The organism is Pseudomonas sp. RGM2987, from assembly GCF_022952855.1.
Classification (GTDB): domain Bacteria; phylum Pseudomonadota; class Gammaproteobacteria; order Pseudomonadales; family Pseudomonadaceae; genus Aquipseudomonas.
Genome location: NZ_JALJDX010000207.1, coordinates 1 through 18,324 on the forward strand (window position 1 = coordinate 1; position 18,324 = coordinate 18,324).

Sequence of the window (18,324 nt, forward strand, 5' to 3'; positions counted from 1 at the left end):
GGAGCAATGCCGGAGTGAGGGAACACCGAGCCTTGGCGAGGTGCCCAGTGGTGGGGCACAGCCTTTTTTGCTTACTTTTTTTGGCGTTTGAAAAAAAGTGAGCCGCCGTCAGGGCGGAACCCTAAGCCGCCGTTACCGCAGAAATGGATATGTACACGGTCAAAAAATCCCCACAGACCGACACAAAGCCATCGCGAGCAAGCCCGCTCCCACAATTGGAATCGCAGCACAGCCAGCAGAGATGGGCCGGCGATACGGCCAAATCCCCCCAAACCGCCACAAACTCCCTGTAAACTCCGGCCTTTGCCCCCCGACACAGGAAGTTGGCATGTCCGCCTCGATCCTCTACATCCACGGCTTCAACAGCGCCCCAGCCTCGACCAAGGCCCGCCAGCTCATCGACGTGATGACCCGCCTGGGCCTGGCCGACCGACTGCAAGTGCCGGCCCTGCACCACCACCCCCGCGAAGCCATGGCCCAGCTGGAGCAGGCGATTACCCAACTGGGCCGTCCGCTGCTGGTCGGCAGCTCGCTCGGCGGCTACTATGCCACTCACTTGGCCGAGCGCCACGGCCTCAAGGCGTTGTTGATCAACCCGGCCGTCAGCCCCCATCGGATGTTCGACGGCTACCTGGGCCCGCAGAAAAATCTATACACCGACGAAACCTGGGACCTGACCCTCGACCACGTCACAACCCTGGCCGAACTGGAAGTCCCGGCGCCCCGGGATCCGCAGCGGTATCAGGTATGGTTGCAAACCGGTGACGAAACGCTGGATTATCGCCACGCCCAGCAGTATTACCGCGCCTGTGCCTTGCGCATCCAGGCTGGCGGCGACCACAGTTTCCAAGGGTTTGCCCAGCAACTGCCGGCGCTGCTGAGTTTTGCCGGCATAGGCGCCGATTTGTACCAGGCGATCGACTTCACCTTGCTGTGAGCCATCGCCCCCTTTTTCATTTGAACACTGACGACGAGACCCCATGGCCACTCCCAGCGCTAGCTCTTATAACGCAGACGCCATCGAAGTCCTCTCGGGCCTCGACCCGGTGCGCAAGCGCCCCGGCATGTACACCGACACCAGTCGGCCGAACCACCTCGCCCAGGAAGTCATCGACAACAGCGTCGACGAAGCCTTGGCCGGGCACGCCAAGTCGGTGCAGGTCATCCTGCACGCCGATCATTCGCTGGAAGTCAGCGATGACGGGCGCGGCATGCCGGTGGACATCCACCCTGAAGAGGGCGTGTCGGGCGTCGAGCTGATCCTCACCAAGCTCCACGCGGGCGGTAAGTTTTCCAACAAGAACTACCAGTTCTCCGGCGGTTTGCACGGGGTGGGTATTTCCGTGGTCAACGCCTTGTCGACCCAGGTTCGTGTGCGGGTCAAGCGCGACGGCAACGAGTACCAGATGACCTTCGCCGATGGCTTCAAGGCCACCGAGCTGGAAGTGGTGGGCACCGTCGGCAAGCGCAATACCGGGACCAGCGTCTATTTCGCCCCGGATCCGAAGTATTTCGATTCGCCGAAGTTCTCCGTCAGCCGTCTCAAGCACGTGCTCAAGGCCAAGGCCGTGTTGTGCCCGGGGCTGCTGGTCAGCTTCGAGGACAAGGCCACCGGCGAGAAGGTCGAGTGGCATTACGAAGACGGCCTGCGCTCGTATCTGGTGGATGCGGTCAACGGCTTCGAACGCCTGCCGAACGAGCCGTTCTGCGGCAGCCTGGCCGGTAATAAAGAAGCCGTGGACTGGGCGCTGCTGTGGCTGCCCGAGGGTGGTGAAAGCGTCCAGGAAAGCTACGTCAACCTGATCCCCACGGCCCAGGGCGGCACCCACGTCAATGGGTTGCGCCAGGGCCTGCTGGACGCGATGCGTGAGTTCTGTGAGTTCCGCAACCTGTTGCCCCGTGGCGTGAAGCTGGCGCCAGAAGACGTCTGGGAGCGCATCGCCTTCGTACTGTCGATGAAGATGCAGGAGCCGCAGTTCTCCGGCCAGACCAAGGAGCGCCTGTCGTCCCGTGAAGCGGCGGCGTTTGTCTCCGGGGTGGTCAAGGACGCCTTCAGTCTGTGGCTCAACGCCAACCCGGAAACCGGCCTGGCTTTGGCCGAGCTGGCGATCAGCAACGCCGGTCGCCGGCTCAAGGCCAGCAAGAAGGTCGAGCGCAAGCGCATCACCCAAGGACCGGCATTGCCGGGCAAGCTTGCCGATTGCGCCGGGCAGGACCCGATGCGGTCCGAGCTGTTCCTGGTCGAAGGTGATTCCGCCGGTGGTTCGGCCAAGCAGGCGCGGGACAAAGAGTTCCAGGCGATCCTGCCGTTGCGCGGCAAGATTCTCAACACCTGGGAAGTGGACGGCAGCGAAGTGCTGGCGAGCCAGGAAGTGCACAACATTGCCGTTGCCATTGGTGTCGATCCAGGCGCCGAGGACATGAGCCAGCTGCGTTACGGCAAGATCTGCATCCTCGCCGACGCCGACTCCGATGGCCTGCACATTGCGACCTTGCTGTGCGCCTTGTTCGTCCAGCATTTCCGGCCGCTGGTGGACGCCGGCCACGTGTACGTCGCGATGCCTCCGCTGTACCGCATCGACCTGGGCAAGGAGATCTACTACGCCCTTGACGAAGCCGAGCGCGACGGCATTCTTGACCGCCTAGTGGCCGAGAAGAAGCGCGGCAAGCCGCAGGTCACCCGATTCAAAGGCCTGGGCGAGATGAACCCGCCGCAGTTGCGCGAAACCACCATGGACCCGAACACCCGTCGCCTGGTGCAGTTGACCCTGGAAGATTTCGAAGCGACCTCGGAAATGATGGACATGCTGCTGGCGAAGAAACGCGCCGGTGATCGCAAGTCCTGGCTCGAATCCAAAGGTGACCTGGCCGAGGTGCTGGCCTGATGCGCAACGGGTTCGCCCTGGCATTGGTGCTGTGGGCGGGGGTTGTGGTGGCAGAGCCGGCACCGGAACTGAAGTTGCTGTCCGAGCATGTCGTCGAGGGCATGCGCGGCGGTAACTTGTCCGGGCTGGCCGTGTGTGGCGGCGAGCTGTGGACGGTGTCCGATCGCGACGATGACCGCATTTATCGCCTGGACGCGTCCGATGCGAAGGTCTGGCAGGCAGATGCCCTGGTCATTGACGTGCCCCAGGTGCCCGACAACGGCTTGCCCTGGGGCCTGCGTTCACGAACCTGGGCGGCGTCGTTCCTGCGCGGTGGGGCGCTGGATTTCGAAGGCATCAGTTGCGACAGTGCCGGCAATCGCTATGTGGTCAGCGAGGCCTATGCGGCTATATTGCAGGTGCCGCCGACAGGCGAGGCGTCCTGGTTGAAAATCGCCCCGGCGTTGATTCGCCAGGCCCGGGCCAGCGGCATGTTGCTGCATTTCAATGCGCTGTTCGAAGGCTTGGCGGTGAACCCGGCCGGCGACCAGCTCTGGTTGGCGGCTGAGCGTGAGCGTCGCGGCCTGCTATTGATCAAGCGCCAGCAAACGGTGTGGGATTGCGATGGCAACTGCGTGCTGTTGAGCGAAGCGGGGCTGGAGATGCAGCCGGCGCAATTTCCCAAGGCCAAGCCGGTTTCCCGGGATTTCGCCGATATTTCACTGTTCAACGGCAAACTGTTTACCCTGGAGCGCAACGCCTTCCAGGTCTGCCGGCGTGACCCGCAGAGCGCCAAGGTGGAGCGTTGCTGGTCGTTCGCCGCCGAGGCGTTGCAGGACAATCGCCGCTATGCCCAGGCCTATGGGTTGGCCGAAGCGCTGGTGGTGGATGCCGAGGGTGCCTGGATCGGCCTGGACAACAATGACGGGCGCCGGGCCGATGGTGAAGAACGCCCGATCGTCTGGCGCTTTGCCGCGCCGGACGGCGGCTGGAGCGCCTCGCCATGAGTCAACAGCCACCGGGCAAGCGCGCCGGTCGCGTGCTGATGATCCTGGCCTGGTGTGCGGCGCTGTTCCTGGCCACGCGGTTTTTTGCTCAGCTGGAACAGCGCCAGCAGAACCCCAACACCCAGGTGTACTCGCAACGCGGTGACGGATTTATCGAGGTGAAGCTGCTCGGCAATACCCAGGGGCATTTCGTCGCCAGCGGCCAGATCAACGGCCAGCCGGTGGACTTCATGCTCGACACCGGCGCCACCGACGTGGCGATTCCGGTGGAGCTGGCCGAGCGCCTCAGGCTGGAAAAAGGTTTTGGCGTGACATTGAGCACGGCCAACGGTTTGAGCGAGGGCTATCGCACCCGCATCGACCGGCTGCAACTGGGCGACATTGTCTTGCGCGATGTCCGGGCCCTGGTGGCGCCTGGCCTGGGCGGCACACAAGTGCTGCTGGGCATGAGCGCCCTGAACAAACTTGAATTTACCCAGCGCGACGGCACCATGCTGCTGCGCCAGACAACGAACTGATGAGGCCCGCATGAGCGACATTCTTGCAGACAGCTTAGATGGCGTAGAACGCCGATCGCTGGCTGACTTCACCGAAAATGCCTACCTCAACTACTCCATGTACGTGATCATGGACCGTGCCCTGCCGCACATCGGCGACGGCTTGAAGCCGGTCCAGCGGCGGATCGTCTACGCCATGAGTGAGCTGGGGCTGGACGCCGACTCCAAGCACAAGAAGTCGGCTCGCACCGTCGGCGACGTGCTCGGCAAGTTCCACCCCCACGGCGATTCTGCCTGCTACGAAGCCATGGTGCTGATGGCGCAGCCGTTCAGCTATCGCTACACCCTGGTGGACGGGCAGGGCAACTGGGGTGCGCCGGACGATCCCAAGTCCTTCGCGGCCATGCGGTACACCGAGGCGCGCCTGTCGCGTTACTCCGAAGTGCTGCTCAGCGAATTGGGCCAGGGCACTGCGGATTGGGGGCCGAACTTCGACGGTACCCTCGACGAACCCCTGGTGTTGCCGGCACGATTGCCGAATATCCTGCTCAATGGCACCACAGGCATTGCCGTGGGCATGGCCACTGATGTGCCGCCCCACAACCTGCGGGAAGTGGCGACAGCTTGCGTGCGCCTGCTGGACGAGCCAAAAGCCACGGTCGAGCAACTCTGCGAGCACATCCAGGGTCCGGATTATCCGACCGAAGCGGAAATCATCACACCGCGCGCCGAACTGCTGAAAATCTACGAGAACGGTCGCGGTTCGGTGCGCATGCGTGCCGTGTACCACATCGAGGACGGCGACATCATCGTCACGGCGCTGCCGCATCAGGTGTCCGGGGCCAAGGTGTTGGAACAGATTGCCGCGATGATGCAGGCAAAACCATCGAAAGCACCGCAAGTTGCGGACCTGCGCGACGAGTCCGACCATGAGAACCCGTGCCGGATCGTGATCATTCCGGTCAACAGCCGGGTCGACCATGACGCACTGATGCAGCACCTGTTCGCCAGTACCGACCTGGAGTCCAGCTATCGGGTCAACATCAACATCATCGGCCTGGACGGCAAGCCACAGCTGAAAAACCTGCGGGCGCTGCTGGTGGAATGGCTGGAGTTCCGGGTCAAGACCGTCCGCCGGCGCCTGCAATTCCGCCTGGACAAGGTCGAACGCCGCCTGCACCTGTTGGACGGTTTGCTGATTGCCTACCTCAACCTGGACGAAGTGATCCACATCATCCGCACCGAGGAACACCCCAAGGCCAGTTTGATTGCCCGCTTTGCCTTGAGCGAAATCCAGGCCGACTACATCCTCGACACCCGCCTGCGGCAATTGGCGCGTCTGGAAGAGATGAAGCTGCGGGCCGAGCAGGATGAGTTGCTCAAGGAGCAGGCCAAGCTGCAAGCCCTGCTAGGTAGCGAAGCCAAGCTCAAGAAACTGGTGCGCACCGAACTGCTCAAGGACGCCGAAACCTATGGCGACGACCGCCGTTCGCCGATCGTCGAGCGCGCCGAAGCCAAGGCGCTGAGCGAACACGATCTGCTGCCGAACGAGAAAGTCACCGTCGTGCTGTCGGAAAAAGGCTGGGTACGTTCCGCCAAGGGCCACGACATCGACGCCGCAGGGCTTTCCTACAAGGCCGGGGATGGTTTCAAGGCCCTGGCGCCTGGGCGTTCCAACCAGTTTGCGGTGTTTATCGACTCTACGGGACGCAGCTATTCGGTGGCGGCTCATACCCTGCCGTCGGCGCGTGGCCAGGGCGAACCGCTGACCGGTCGATTAACTCCGCCACCAGGTGCAACTTTTGAATGCGTGCTGATGCCTGATGATGATGGGCTGTACGTTATTGCATCGGACGCAGGCTACGGTTTCGTGGTCAAGGGCGAGGATCTGCAAGCCAAGAACAAGGCGGGCAAGGCACTGTTGAGCCTGCCGAACAACGCCAAGGTGATTGCGCCGCGCCCGGTCGCCGACCGTGAGAGTAATTGGCTGGCTTCGGTGACGACCGAGGGCAGGCTGCTGGTGTTCAAGATCAGCGACCTGCCGCAACTGGGCAAAGGCAAGGGCAACAAAATTATTGGCATTTCCGGCGAACGGGTGGCGAGCCGTGAGGAATATGTCACGGATATTGCAGTATTGGCGGAAGGCGCCACGCTCGTCCTGCAGGCTGGAAAGCGGACGCTGTCGTTGAAAGCAGACGATCTTGAACATTACAAAGGTGAACGCGGTCGGCGGGGCAACAAGCTTCCGAGGGGTTTTCAACGGGTCGATGCGCTGCTCGTCGAAAACCTGAATTAAGCGTGCTAGAGGGCTCGGTCTGCGATTAAAAGGTGCAGACCGACGCTTTCGCGCTGGAGTCGGGACGCATATTCACGGATGATAGGCCCTTTCAAGCGCCGGCGTGGCCGAGCGTTCTTTTTTATGACCAAGTATTTTTTCACTGTGGTATGCCTTGTGGCCGCCACTTGGACGGGATGATGACTGCTCTGCGCCTTCCTATTTTGTGGCTCGCCGGCCTGCTTGGCCTGGCGGGTTGCGCCGTCAACCAGCCGGTGTCGCTGTATCAACTCGACAGCGGCAACCCGGCCCAGCCTGCGCAAAGCACGGGCATGGCGGTATTGCTGGGGCCGGTGTTGATTGCCGATTACCTGCAACGCGAAACCCTGTTGCAACGCCAGCCGGACGGCAGCCTGCAGGCTGCTACGGACGGCCGTTGGGCCGGTAGCCTGTCCTCGGACATCGATCAATTGCTGTTGCGTCAGGTGGCCGGGCACCTGGACAGCCAGCGCGTAGTCCTGGCGCCAGCCATCCAGGGTTTTACCCCGGATGTCCAGGTGCTGCTGTCGATTACCCGCCTGGATTCGGGCAAAGCCCAACCGGCGGTACTCGACGCCCAGTGGCGGTTGATCGACCGTCGCGGCAAGGTGCGGGAAAACCGCATCGTGCACCTGCAAGAGCAACATGCCGGCACCACCGCGGCACAGGTCCAGGCCCAGGGCGTCCTGGTGCAGCGCTTGGCCGAACAGCTCTCCACGGCGCTCAAACCGCTGGCCAACCAGCCGCCGATCGTCGAAGCTCCGACCCGCAAGTCCGCTCCGGTCCAGGCCAAGCCTGCCGAACCGGAAAAATCGCCGAAAATCCCGATGGCCTTGCCGATTCGTACGGATATGGAAGTGTTCAGGTTTTGAGGTTGGACTGATGTGAAGCGAAGCCCGCGTTGATGCGGGCTTTGTTGTTTCTGGCGGGTGGATTACCGGTGCCCGCACGGGCCTCTTCGCGAGCAAGCCCGCTCCCACAAGGGATCCGAACGGACTGCAGAATTTGCGTCCACTGGAGATCCCTGTGGGAGCGGGCTTGCCCGCGAAGAGGCCAGCACAGCCAACAAAAAGCCCGCAGACAATTACTCATTTGCGGGCTTCGTCGTACCAGCTACTGAATCTCAGGCCTGGCGCTCATGCATCCGCGCCAACTGCCGCTCCAGCATCGACGGATACGGCTCCATCAGACGCTCCACGCAGCAGGCGCCTTCGGGGCTGGCGATGGGGCGGATGCGGGCGCGCTGGCGAATCAGCGCGTCGTCGTTGATCTTGCGTTCCACCAGCAGCAGGTTGCGGCTGTGTTGCGACAGGGCCAGGGCGTCCTGGGCGGTTTCGGTCAGCAGCAGGTCGATCTGGCTCAGGCCGAACAGCCCGTCGCCCAGGGTCAGGCCCAGTTGCAGTTGCAGGGTGATGCCGCTGTCGGCGACTTCGATCTGCAACTGATGCCCCAGGGCCCGCAGCAGCTCGCCGCAGCAAACGGCATTGGTCAGGTAGTCGTCGCCGCTGTCCTCGGTATGGAACAGCATCAGCGTGCTGCCATCGTTGAGGGTGTGCAATTCGCCCTGATAAAGCGATGCGGCCTGGTCCAGGCAATCGCGGTAGCGCTCGAGCAATTCCTTCAGGCGCGCCTGGGGCAGGCGGCGCAGTTGATCCTGGGCACCCAGTTGCACCGCCAGTACGGCGCTGTGCTGGGGCTGGTTCGAGACGACAGGTCGGGCGAGCGGTTTTGGCTCGCCGGTCACTGACTCGTCACGCAGGTCGGCGAAGGCGTCGTCGTCCTCGTCATCCTCTACCGTACGCACCACATGCCGCGGGGCGGCCTTGGCAGCCGGCATCGGCGGGCTTTCGTCGAAGCCCGGATCGCGCAGGTTGCGCACCTCAAAGCCTGGCTCGGCGGCGTCCTCGTCAACGAAGTCGAGTTCTTCGGGTTCCGGCACGGGCGCAGGTTCCGGCGCGAAGCTGGCGTGCAGTTGCCGGGCCAGGTCGCCGATTTCGTCCTGGCGCTGGGTGGCCGGCGTGTGCTCGTCGATGTCCCGCAGCCACACTCGCAGTTGCAGCAGCGGCGTGGAGATGTGCCGGCCCAGGCGCAGGCTCAAGGCCAGCGCCAGTGCCAGCAGGATCGCGCTGAGGATGCCCATGCTTTGCAGGCTGATGGTCATCGGCTGCTGGAACTGGTCCATGTCCAGGCTGATGCGCAGTTGCCCGGCGGTCACGTCCTGGAAGGTGATCTTGCTTTGGTACATGCCGCCGGACTCGCCCAGCAGGCCTGGCTTGGGACGCTGGCCGGCCTCGGCGAGGATGCGGTTGTCGACGCTGTAGATGGCGGCGTGGGCCACCAGTTTGTTCTTGGTCAGGTTGTTGAGCAGCACGTTGAGGCTGAGGATGTCGTTGGACACCAGCAGCTCGGTGGCGGACGTGGCGGTCTGGGTGGTCAGGCTTTCACCCAGCGCATCGGCCTGCTCATGCATGGCCTGCTTGAACTGCAACCCCATCACGCAGGCATAGATGACCAGGGCCAGGGCGACCAGGATCACGTTATGGCTGGCAATGCGCAATGCGATCGGCACGCGACGGTGGCGCAGTGCACGGAAGATCAGCAGGAAGAAATTGTCGGTTTTGACTGGCGTGGGCCGGTTCACTGAGCTCGGCTCTTTGTCCGTGAAATTGACGCGCAGTATAGCGACAGCCCCATGACCGGCAAAGCACCGGCGGTGCCCGATGGTCACTGAATGTGGGTAGAATGCGCTTTTTTTCCACCTGCGGGGGTGCGCCTTGCGCGAAATCGTCCTGATAAACATCACTGGCAGCGACCGTCCGGGTCTGACTGCGGCCATTACCGGCGTTCTGGCCCAGGGTGGTGTGAACATTCTCGACATCGGTCAGGCGGTGATCCATGACACGCTGTCGTTCGGCATCCTGGTGGAAATCCCGGACGCCGAGCAGAGCAAATCGGTGCTCAAGGACATCCTGTTCACCGCCTACAAACTTGACCAGCAGGTGCGTTTCACTCCGGTTTCCGAAGCCGATTATCAGCATTGGGTCGCCGGCCAGGGCAAGAAGCGCCACATCGTAACCCTGCTGACCCGCAAGGTCACCGCCGAGCAGTTGCAGCGCGTCAGTTCGATCACCGCCAAATATGACCTGAACATCGACCACATCGATCGGTTGTCCGGGCGCATGCCGCTGGACACCCCGGACGACAAGGGCAAGGGCTGCATCGAGTTTTCCGTGCGCGGCGAACCGGCCGATCCCCAGGCACTGCGGGCTGAATTCCTCAGCGTCGCCCAGGAACTGAACGTCGATATCGCCTTCCAGGAAGATTCGCTGTTCCGGCGTAACCGCCGCCTGGCGGTGTTCGACATGGATTCGACGCTGATCGAAGCCGAAGTCATCGATGAACTGGCAAAAGCGGCCGGGGTGGGCGACAAGGTTTCGGCTATCACCGAGAGGGCCATGGCCGGCGAGCTGGATTTCCGCGCCAGCTTCAAGGAGCGCCTGGCCTTGTTGCAAGGCCTGGACGTCAGTGTGCTGGATTCCATCGGTGCCTCCCTGCGCCTGACCGAGGGCGCTGAAACCCTGTTTTCCGAGCTCAAGCGCCTGGGCTACAAGACGGCGATCCTGTCCGGTGGCTTCACCTACTTCGCCAAGCAGTTGCAGGCCAAGCTCGGCATCGACTACGTGTTCGCCAACGAGCTGGAAGTGGTGGATGGCAAGGTCACCGGCGTCGCCGTCGAGCCCATCGTCGATGCCCAGCGCAAGGCTGACCTGTTGCGAGAGCTGGCGGCGAAGGAAGGACTGCGCCTGGAGCAGACCATCGCCGTGGGCGACGGCGCCAACGACTTGCCGATGCTGGCCATCGCCGGCCTGGGCGTGGCGTTCCGCGCCAAGCCATTGGTCAAGCAATCGGCCCGGCAGGCGATTTCAACCCTGGGGCTGGATGGGGTGTTGTACCTGTTGGGCTTCAGGGATCGGGACGGGCAGCTCTGAGCCAATACACCGATTTGGAGTGAGCGCTTTCGTGGCGAGGGAGCTTGCTCGCTGGCCTGCGCAGCAGGCGTCAGGTTTTTAGGGCCGCTTCGCGACCCAGCGGGAGCAAGCTCCCTCGCCACAAAAGGACTGTATTGGTTGTCTAAAGCGATTTCCACAACGAGTCGAAATCTCCCTCGGCATCGGTTCCATCCCCGGCGGCGGTCGAGTCCTCCGGATGATAGGAAAACTGGTTGAAGCTGTGGGTGCTGGTGAGCCGTCGGTCCAGGCCGGCCCGGCGTTCCTGGCCGTTGGTGTTGATCAGGATCTGCTGGCCCTCCTGGAACGGCAGGCGTGGGGCGATCATGGTGGGGGGCAGGTCGATGGCGCTGATCTCTGGCAATAGCAGCCCTCGCAGGTAGTGACCATGCTCATTCTCCTCCCGGACCAGTTGCAAACCGCAGGGTTGGGCATGGGGCGCGACCTGTTCGATGCCCATTTGCATGGCGCCGTTGCGCACTTGGCGGATCCAGCGGACCACGGCAACGCTCCAGGTCTGATCGCTGGCATCGCGGATGCCGATCATTTCCCCGGCTTGCAGCTGTTCCGGCATTTCCTTCGGCCAGGCAAGGCAGTAGCCGCCGGGGCTGTGGTTGACAATCGGCAGGTCGTAGGTCGGGAAGTGATGCTGGTTGTCGGAGCTGCTGCCGTCGTCGTCGGCCGGGTTGACCGGATACTCGATTTCTTCGTAGGGCAGCATGTCGCTGTCGCCGCTGGGGGCGGCATCGAAAGCCTGTTTCCAGGTGTCGCTGCCTTTGGTCGGTGAAGCCTCGAACCGCGCCTTGCCAGTGGTAGGGGTTTTCAGGATATCGCTGAACGAGCGTTCGCCGCCGAGGAAGTAGTGCAACGCGCTCATGCCCACGCACAGGGTCAGCGTGCCATTGCCCTCGGTGCGCTGGAAGCTGCGCTCGGCCGCCTCGCCCCAGGCCGCTTGCAAATGGTGCAGGGTGTCGGCGCTCATGCCGCCAGGCACGGGCAGGTCAGCGGGTTTATCCAGGTGAGCGGCAATCGCACTGACCAGGCGCTGTGGATCGAAACCCTGCAAGGTCGGTTGCTGCTCGGCCCTGAATTTGGAGCGATAGCGTGGCCCGATGTCCAGTTCCGGCGCGACGGCGAACAGGCTGGTGGCGGTTGTGGCTGGATCGAGCTGGACGTACTGACTCCAGGGCTCCAGCACTTCGGCCAGCCGTGCGATCTGGCTCTGGCGCAGTTGATTGCTGCGTGACGCCCCCAACAGCAGCGCGACGACGTAGGTTTGCTCGGCGTTCAATTGATGGACCTGGCTCGCCAGTTCGTCGCTCACGCTCAGGTGCTGCAAGCGGTGCTGACAGGCGATCCGGTACAACTGGTGTAAATCGAGCCACAAGCCTTCAGGCACCGGGCTATAGATCTGGCTGACCCGCACCAGCAGGCTGTCGAGGGCATGCATGGCCCGCTGCAATGCGGTGCTCAGCAGGCGCGCGCGGTCCTTGGTGTATTTCGCCGCAATGCGCGCCACGATCTGCTTGTAGCCCATCGCCAGATGGGTTTGCAGGGCCTGGCAAAGGTTGACGATCTTGCGCGAGCGGTCGTCCAGCACGATGGCCTGTTGCAGGAAGTGCCGCTCCAGGTGTTTGCAGACGTAATACACCTCGGGCCGCAGCAGCTCGAGCAGTTGCAGGCGATTGTCGCTGGGGGTGAGAAACTGGTTGAGTTCGCCAAGGGCCTGGTACAACAGGCGGGCTGTCTCGCCGATGTTGGCCTTGGGCAGGTTGGCGATCCAGCGCTTGAGATCGCGTGGCGTACCATCGCAGAACGACAGGCGTGACTGCGTCGGGGTCAAGACGCGCAATAACTGGAGAGGGCTGGTCTCATTCATGCCGTGGACGGGCTCCGGCCAGAAAAATGAAAAGGATCTCCTCAACTCTAGCAGCTGTGGCTGAAATAGGGGTATGAGTGCGCGGTACAGGGGTTGGGTCAGCAGCACTGTAGCGGCTGGCATCCCGCATTCGCGAGCAAGCCCGCTCCCACAGGGGATCTCCGCTGGACACAAAACTTGTGTGCGCAGTAAATCCCTTGTGGGAGCGGGCTTGCTCGCGAATGCCGCGACCCGGTCTGAGCGGCTTGATTAAGCGGTTGGCAGCGCCAGCCCCTGGCCCATCCGCACCGGCGAGCCGGCCACCAGTTCCTCGGCCCATTTCACCTGGCCCGGCCCGAACAACACGATGGCCGTGGAGCCCAGCTTGAAGCGCCCAAGCTCTGCGCCTTTTTCCAAGTGGATCGGTGCCCGGGCGGCTTCGTCGTAGCGGAAGGTCTTGAGCTCACGCTTGGGTGGCGTGACCAGCCCGGCCCAGACGGTTTCGATGGAGGCGACGATCATTGCGCCCACCAGCACAACGGCCATCGGCCCGCGCTCGGTGTCGAAAATGCACGCGACGCGTTCGTTGCGGGCGAACAGTTCCGGGACGTTTTCGGCGGTGGTCTGGTTGACCGAGAAAATCCGCCCGGGAATGTAGACCATCTCCCGCAGCGTGCCGGCCAGCGGCATGTGGACGCGGTGGTAGTCCTTGGGGGACAGGTAGATGGTGGCAAAATCACCACCCATGAACGGTGCGGCGTTGGCCGTATCACCGCCCAGCAGTTCCAGCACGCTGAAGCTGTGGCCCTTGGCCTGGAACACCCGGCCATGCTCGATCGGACCGAGTTGGCTGACCGCTCCGTCGGCCGGGCTGAGGATCGCGCCCGGGGTTTCGTCCAGCGGGCGTGCGCCGTCTTTCAAGGCCCGGGTGAAGAAGGCATTGAAGTGCTCGTAGGCAGTCAGGTCTTCCACCAGGGCCTGGGACATGTCCACTTGATAGCGCTTGGCGAACCACGCCGTGAATGCGTTCTTGAACCAGCGCACGCGACATTCGGCGATGCAGCCGGCCAGCCGCGACAGCAGGTGGTGGGGCAGCAGGTACTGAGAGAGGATGAACAAACGGTTTTTCATTAACTGTCCTTAAGCGCTTTCAAAGCTCGATGGGCGTGTCGGGATGGTTGCCCCATTCGCCCCAGGAACCGGCATAGCCTTTGACCCGCGGATAACCGAGCGCCTTGGCCACCAGATAGGTGAAGCCAGAGCGGTGGTGGGTCTGGCAATGGGTGATGATTTCTTTGTCAGGCGTGATGCCCAATTGTTCGAGGATTTGCGGCATGTCCCGGCGAATGCGCAGGTTGCGCGCCTGGTCCATGCCGGCGGTCCATTCGAAATTGATTGCGCCGGGGATATGCCCGCCCCTGGCCGCGACGACTTTCTCGCCGGAATATTCCAGCGGGCCGCGAGCGTCCCAGATCGCCAGGTCGGCGGCACCGAGGCGGCTTTGCAGGTATTCGCGTGTTGCGGTGGGGGCTTCATGCAGGGTCAGGCTCACCGGGCCTGCGACGGGCGCCGGGACTTCGACCGAGACCGGCAGGCTTTCGTCCAGCCACGACAGCAGGCCGCCGTCGAGGTAGTGATACTTGCCGTGGCCAATCACGTCCAGCAGCCAGATGAAGCGCCCGGCCCAACCGCCGCCTTCGTCGTCATAGACCACGTAAACAGCGTCGGGGTTGTGCCCGAGTTCGCCGAACAGGGCTTCCAGGTCAGCTTTGGCCGGCAACAGGCCCGGTGCTGGTGGTTGGCCCAGTTGCGTGCGCTTCGGGTCGACGAAGCGGGCGCCCGGAATGTGCCCGGTGCTGTAGCGGGCGGCGCTGGTCAGGTCCACCAGGATCAGTTCGCGGGCGTCGAGGCGCGCAAGCAGCTCGCTCGGTTCGATCACCAGCGGCAAGCCAGAGAAGTCAGGCATGTGAGGTCTCCAGGGGCGCAAAGGGAAAGGATTGTAGCAAGTTCAGCGGCCGCGGTTGGTAAAGGTGTGCAGGGCCCGTTCAATGCATTGCACGGTTTTGCCGAAGGCCTGCACGGTCACGTCCGAGAACGGCCCGCCGCCCTGGTCCACCGCCACCAGCATGATCACCCGTCCGTTGCAGGTCAGCGAACGCAAGATCAGGTGCTCGCCCTTGAACAGGCTGCGCAGGCCCGGTGGCAGCAGCGCGGAAAACTGCGCGTTGTTCTCCGGATTCAGGCGAATCTGAGCCTGCTGGGCCAGCAACCGCTGCAAGACCTTGCTTTGGCTGATGGTGAAACTCATGGCTGCGGCTTCGGTGGGCAGGCCGGCGGTCTGGTGCACGCGCACGCTGGTCTGGCTGCGGTCGGCCATCAGGATCATCACCCTACGCATGCCGCAGGCGACCAGTACATCCCGTGCCGAAGTGGTCAGGTGCATGGCATTGCGGAAGGGGCTCGGCTCCACCAGCAGTTCAGAGCATTGCTTGCGCCACTGGCCCAGGTTCTCGGCGCTGGGCGCGGCTGCCGGGAGCAAACCGGGGTGGACGCGACGCCGGCCCCACGGCCAGATCAGTGCCACGGCCGGGTGCCAGAGGTCCGGCATGGCATGATGACGGGCACTGATGGCGGCTTGCTGGTGCAATTGCTGTTGCAGCTCATCCATCGACATCTGCAGATACAAGCTGGTGAGGTACTGCCAGCGCGAACTGTGGGGACAATCCCAGGCCTGGTGGGCCGAAAGTGCCAGGCCGTTGGCCAGCAAGACGGTGTTGGCCGGTTGATTGAGCCACCGGCGCAGGGTCGGGTCGTCGTCCAGGCGATTTTGCTGGCGCAACGGGTGCTCGCTGTCCCGGGCGATTCGCAGCACCTTCACCAGTTCGCGGCGCTCGGTGAGCAACAGGCGATAGCCCTGCACCACCCAGATCGGCAGGCGCCAGGTTTCCACCAGCGCCAGACAGATTTGCAACAGGCTGACACCAAACAGTTCGCGCTCCACCTTGGCGGCGGATTGGCCCTTGTGGACGACCCGCAACTCGCGCTCTTCCAGCAGCCGAGGGTGAGTCAGGGCCAGCGCCCAGAGCGGCGAGAGGAACAGCAGGCTGCCCCAGTGGATATCCTGCCACAGGCGCGCCAGGCGGCTGGCAAAAAAGCCGTTGGCCTGTTGCGTGGCATGCTGGCTGATCAGTTGCATCTGGCGCAGGGCGACGGGGATCTCCTGCTGTGGCAGCGAGGGCAGGCGCGCAAGCAGTTCTTCGGTGCGCTTGAGGCCGAGGCGGTTGATCGCCACTTCGAGATTTTCCGCAGGCTCGGCGAGGCTGCCATGGGTGTGCTGGTTGGCTTCACGAATCACGCTCAGGGCCAGGGCGGGGCTGTCTTGCATCAGCTCGGCGATGTCACGCAGGGAGCGGCGACTGTCGGCGATGGCCTTGCAGACCAGGTCGTGACTGGCCTGGGGAACCGGTAGATGCACGCCCTCAAGCAGTTGTACCCAGCCTTGCAGCGTGGTCGGTCGTGGCGTTGGAACCTTGGTTTCGTGAGTCATGGCTGGACGCGCTCATCCCCGAAGTATCTACGCCCGGAACGGGGCAAATTGGCTTTTCGCCAGAACTGGCTATAGTCTGGCGCAGTTTTGCCGATAAGTAGAAGAAGAGATTTTTCAGCTTCCGAATATGACCTTGAACCCGACTTAAGTAAGTACTTTCTATCTATGGCTAAAATTATCGGCATCATTGTCGTGTTCGCGAGCGTGCTCGGCGGATACGTGCTCTCCCATGGCAAGATTGCCGCCCTGATCCAGCCTTTCGAGGTGATGATCATCGGTGGTGCGGCCCTCGGTGCATTCCTGCAAGCCAACCCTGGCTATATGACGATGCACGTGCTCAAAAAATCCCTGAGCATGTTCAGTTCGCGCTTCAGCCACACCTTCTACCTCGAAGTGCTGGGGCTGATCTACGAGATCCTCAACAAGAGCCGCCGCGAAGGCATGATGGCCATTGAGGGCGACATCGAAGACGCCGCCGCCAGCCCGATTTTCGCCAAGTACCCCGCGGTGCTCAAGGACGCCCGCATGACGGCGTTCATCTGCGATTACCTGCGCATCATGTCGTCCGGCAACATGGCTCCCCATGAGCTCGAAGGTCTGTTCGACATGGAACTGTACAGCCTCAAGGAAGACCTGGAGCATCCGTCCCACGCCGTAACCGGTATCGCTGACGCCATGCCCGGTTTCGGTATCGTCGCGGCGGTACTGGGTATCGTGGTGACCATGGCTTCCCTGGGCGATGGCGACCAGAAGTCCATCGGCCTGCACGTAGGTGCGGCCTTGGTGGGTACGTTCTTCGGTATTCTGGCGGCCTATGGTTTCTTCGGTCCGCTGGCTCACTCCCTGGCCCATGACGCCAAGGAAGAGCTCAACGTCTACGAGGCCATCAAGGCTTCCCTGGTGGCCTCGGCCTCGGGCATGCCGCCATCGCTGGCGGTGGAGTTCGGTCGCAAGGTCCTTTATCCGGCGCACCGTCCAAGCTTCGCTGAGCTGGAACAAGCGGTTCGCGGTCGCTGAGTCATGGAAAACAACCAGCCGATTATTATCAAGCGCGTCAAGCGCATCGCCGCCGGGCACCACGGCGGGGCCTGGAAAATCGCCTTCGCCGACTTCGCGACGGCGATGATGGCGTTCTTCCTGGTGTTGTGGCTGCTGTCCACTGCAACCCCTGAACAGAAGATCGCCATCGCCGGCTACTTCAAGGACCCGGTCGGTTTCTCCGAGAGTGGCACGCCGTATATCATCGACCTGGGCGGTACGCCGACCCTGGCGCCGGAGAGCACCCTCAACCCTGAAGTCAAATCCCAGCCCCAGCCTGACAAGGTGACGGTGGATTCCGAGCAGGTCGAAGGCATGGCCGAGCAGATCGAGCGCGAACGCCTGGAATTGCTCTTGCAGGAATTGCAGAACAAGGTTGAAGAAAACCCGCAACTGCAGAAATTCAAGGACCAGATCCTGTTCGAGATCACGCCGAACGGCTTGCGCATCCAGATCATGGACGCCGAGAACCGTCCGATGTTCGACTCCGGCAGCGCACGCCTGAAGCCGTATTTCGAAGACATCCTGCTGGCCATGGCCGACACCATCAAGGCGGTGCCGAACAAGATCAGCATCAGCGGTCACACCGATGCCAAGCCTTACGTCGGCAAGGGCGACTACGGTAACTGGGAACTGTCGGCCAACCGCGCCAACGCGGCACGTCGGGCCCTGGTGACCGGCAGTTATCCGGACGAGCAGGTGGCGCGGGTGGTCGGCTATGCCTCCTCGGCGCTGTTCGATCGCAAGGACCCGTTCAACCCGGTCAACCGGCGTATCGACATCGTGGTACTGACCAAGAAGGCCCAGCAGGCCATCGAAGGTTCGCAAACCGATGACCCGGCGCCAGACCCGGCCCAGGGCCAGGGTGCTCCGGGCGAAGCGCCGGCGGCGACACCTGGCGCTGCGGCGGATCCGAACGCGTTGCCGGCGGACCAGCAACCCGTGCCGGCCCATGAATTGCGTGAGCGGCTGAACCTGTTCGACGACACCGCGCCGAAACCGGCCGCGCCGCCGGCGCAGTGAGCCCAAATAAAAAGCCGCGATTATTCGCGGCTTTTTATTTGAAGCTCTGGCTTTCGTGGCGAGGGAGCTTGCTCCCGCTGGGGTGCGTAGCAGCCCCCCTTGAGTGAGCGCTGCGCGCTCAAGCGGGAGCAAGCTCCCTCGCCACAACAGAGCCCGCCCTTCAATCGCG

At 62.9% G+C, this 18,324-nt stretch carries 14 protein-coding genes; 9 read left to right on the forward strand and 5 right to left on the reverse strand.

What is annotated here, in order from left to right; all coding sequences use genetic code 11:
- Positions 1 to 328 precede the first annotated feature (328 nt).
- The 6 genes from RGM2987_RS17750 to RGM2987_RS17775 all read left to right on the forward strand — a co-directional run bounded on the left by RGM2987_RS17750 (position 329) and on the right by RGM2987_RS17775 (position 7,554).
- Positions 329 to 937 carry a YqiA/YcfP family alpha/beta fold hydrolase gene (locus tag RGM2987_RS17750; protein WP_245143721.1) on the forward strand — a complete coding sequence of 203 codons (609 nt, stop codon included), beginning with the start codon at positions 329 to 331 and terminating at the stop codon, positions 935 to 937.
- Between the two features lie 43 nt (positions 938 to 980).
- Complete coding sequence (parE, locus tag RGM2987_RS17755; protein ID WP_245143723.1) at positions 981 to 2,885, forward strand: DNA topoisomerase IV subunit B; 1,905 nt, start codon at positions 981 to 983, stop codon at positions 2,883 to 2,885.
- Complete coding sequence (locus RGM2987_RS17760; protein ID WP_245143725.1) at positions 2,885 to 3,871, forward strand: esterase-like activity of phytase family protein; 987 nt, start codon at positions 2,885 to 2,887, stop codon at positions 3,869 to 3,871. Before parE ends, RGM2987_RS17760 begins: the two co-directional genes overlap by 1 nt.
- Positions 3,868 to 4,389, forward strand: coding sequence for a TIGR02281 family clan AA aspartic protease (locus RGM2987_RS17765; RefSeq protein ID WP_245143728.1), 522 nt, complete (start codon positions 3,868 to 3,870; stop codon positions 4,387 to 4,389). The genes RGM2987_RS17760 and RGM2987_RS17765 overlap by 4 nt, the downstream gene beginning before the upstream one ends.
- Positions 4,390 to 4,399: 10 nt before the next feature.
- Positions 4,400 to 6,664, forward strand: coding sequence for a DNA topoisomerase IV subunit A (parC, locus tag RGM2987_RS17770; protein WP_245143730.1), 2,265 nt, complete (start codon positions 4,400 to 4,402; stop codon positions 6,662 to 6,664).
- A gap of 179 nt (positions 6,665 to 6,843) precedes the next feature.
- Complete coding sequence (locus RGM2987_RS17775) at positions 6,844 to 7,554, forward strand: PqiC family protein (RefSeq protein ID WP_245143732.1); 711 nt, start codon at positions 6,844 to 6,846, stop codon at positions 7,552 to 7,554.
- A gap of 251 nt (positions 7,555 to 7,805) precedes the next feature.
- Here the strand turns inward: RGM2987_RS17775 and RGM2987_RS17780 are convergent, their stop codons facing one another.
- On the reverse strand, positions 7,806 to 9,323 hold the full coding sequence (locus RGM2987_RS17780; RefSeq protein ID WP_245143735.1) for an AhpA/YtjB family protein: 1,518 nt from the start codon (positions 9,321 to 9,323) through the stop codon (positions 7,806 to 7,808).
- Between the two features lie 133 nt (positions 9,324 to 9,456).
- Here RGM2987_RS17780 and serB point away from each other — a divergent pair, with 133 nt between their 5' ends.
- The gene (gene serB / locus RGM2987_RS17785; RefSeq protein WP_245143737.1) at positions 9,457 to 10,671 is read left to right on the forward strand and encodes a phosphoserine phosphatase SerB; all 1,215 of its coding nucleotides are present in this window, start codon (positions 9,457 to 9,459) and stop codon (positions 10,669 to 10,671) included.
- A 142-nt stretch (positions 10,672 to 10,813) separates the two neighbouring features.
- On the opposite strand, the gene RGM2987_RS17790 is transcribed toward serB, so the two are convergent.
- The 4 genes from RGM2987_RS17790 to RGM2987_RS17805 all read right to left on the reverse strand — a co-directional run bounded on the left by RGM2987_RS17790 (position 10,814) and on the right by RGM2987_RS17805 (position 16,094).
- Complete coding sequence (locus tag RGM2987_RS17790) at positions 10,814 to 12,568, reverse strand: molecular chaperone (protein WP_245143739.1); 1,755 nt, start codon at positions 12,566 to 12,568, stop codon at positions 10,814 to 10,816.
- A 249-nt stretch (positions 12,569 to 12,817) separates the two neighbouring features.
- Positions 12,818 to 13,678: an archaetidylserine decarboxylase gene (gene asd, locus RGM2987_RS17795; protein ID WP_245143741.1), complete on the reverse strand. Its 861-nt coding sequence runs from the start codon at positions 13,676 to 13,678 to the stop codon at positions 12,818 to 12,820.
- 19 nt (positions 13,679 to 13,697) lie between these two features.
- Entirely contained in the window at positions 13,698 to 14,513 is an 816-nt protein-coding gene (locus RGM2987_RS17800) for a rhodanese-like domain-containing protein (protein ID WP_245143743.1), read from the reverse strand.
- Positions 14,514 to 14,555: 42 nt separating this feature from the next.
- Positions 14,556 to 16,094, reverse strand: coding sequence for an HDOD domain-containing protein (locus tag RGM2987_RS17805; RefSeq protein ID WP_245143746.1), 1,539 nt, complete (start codon positions 16,092 to 16,094; stop codon positions 14,556 to 14,558).
- A 165-nt stretch (positions 16,095 to 16,259) separates the two neighbouring features.
- Between RGM2987_RS17805 and motA the strand changes: the two genes are divergently transcribed.
- Positions 16,260 to 17,111, forward strand: a complete 852-nt coding sequence (gene motA / locus RGM2987_RS17810; protein ID WP_245143749.1) for a flagellar motor stator protein MotA — start codon at positions 16,260 to 16,262, stop codon at positions 17,109 to 17,111.
- Between the two features lie 3 nt (positions 17,112 to 17,114).
- Complete coding sequence (gene motB, locus RGM2987_RS17815; protein ID WP_245143751.1) at positions 17,115 to 18,155, forward strand: flagellar motor protein MotB; 1,041 nt, start codon at positions 17,115 to 17,117, stop codon at positions 18,153 to 18,155.
- Positions 18,156 to 18,324 lie beyond the last annotated feature (169 nt).

Coding starts and splice junctions, on each gene's coding strand:
- RGM2987_RS17790 (WP_245143739.1), bottom strand. CDS start 12,568: ATGAATGAGACCAGCCCTCTCCAGTTATTGCGCGTCTTGACCCCGACG.
- parE (WP_245143723.1), top strand. CDS start 981: ATGGCCACTCCCAGCGCTAGCTCTTATAACGCAGACGCCATCGAAGTC.
- RGM2987_RS17765 (WP_245143728.1), top strand. CDS start 3,868: ATGAGTCAACAGCCACCGGGCAAGCGCGCCGGTCGCGTGCTGATGATC.
- RGM2987_RS17805 (WP_245143746.1), bottom strand. CDS start 16,094: ATGACTCACGAAACCAAGGTTCCAACGCCACGACCGACCACGCTGCAA.
- motB (WP_245143751.1), top strand. CDS start 17,115: ATGGAAAACAACCAGCCGATTATTATCAAGCGCGTCAAGCGCATCGCC.
- RGM2987_RS17775 (WP_245143732.1), top strand. CDS start 6,844: ATGACTGCTCTGCGCCTTCCTATTTTGTGGCTCGCCGGCCTGCTTGGC.
- RGM2987_RS17800 (WP_245143743.1), bottom strand. CDS start 14,513: ATGCCTGACTTCTCTGGCTTGCCGCTGGTGATCGAACCGAGCGAGCTG.
- RGM2987_RS17760 (WP_245143725.1), top strand. CDS start 2,885: ATGCGCAACGGGTTCGCCCTGGCATTGGTGCTGTGGGCGGGGGTTGTG.
- asd (WP_245143741.1), bottom strand. CDS start 13,678: ATGAAAAACCGTTTGTTCATCCTCTCTCAGTACCTGCTGCCCCACCAC.
- parC (WP_245143730.1), top strand. CDS start 4,400: ATGAGCGACATTCTTGCAGACAGCTTAGATGGCGTAGAACGCCGATCG.
- motA (WP_245143749.1), top strand. CDS start 16,260: ATGGCTAAAATTATCGGCATCATTGTCGTGTTCGCGAGCGTGCTCGGC.
- RGM2987_RS17750 (WP_245143721.1), top strand. CDS start 329: ATGTCCGCCTCGATCCTCTACATCCACGGCTTCAACAGCGCCCCAGCC.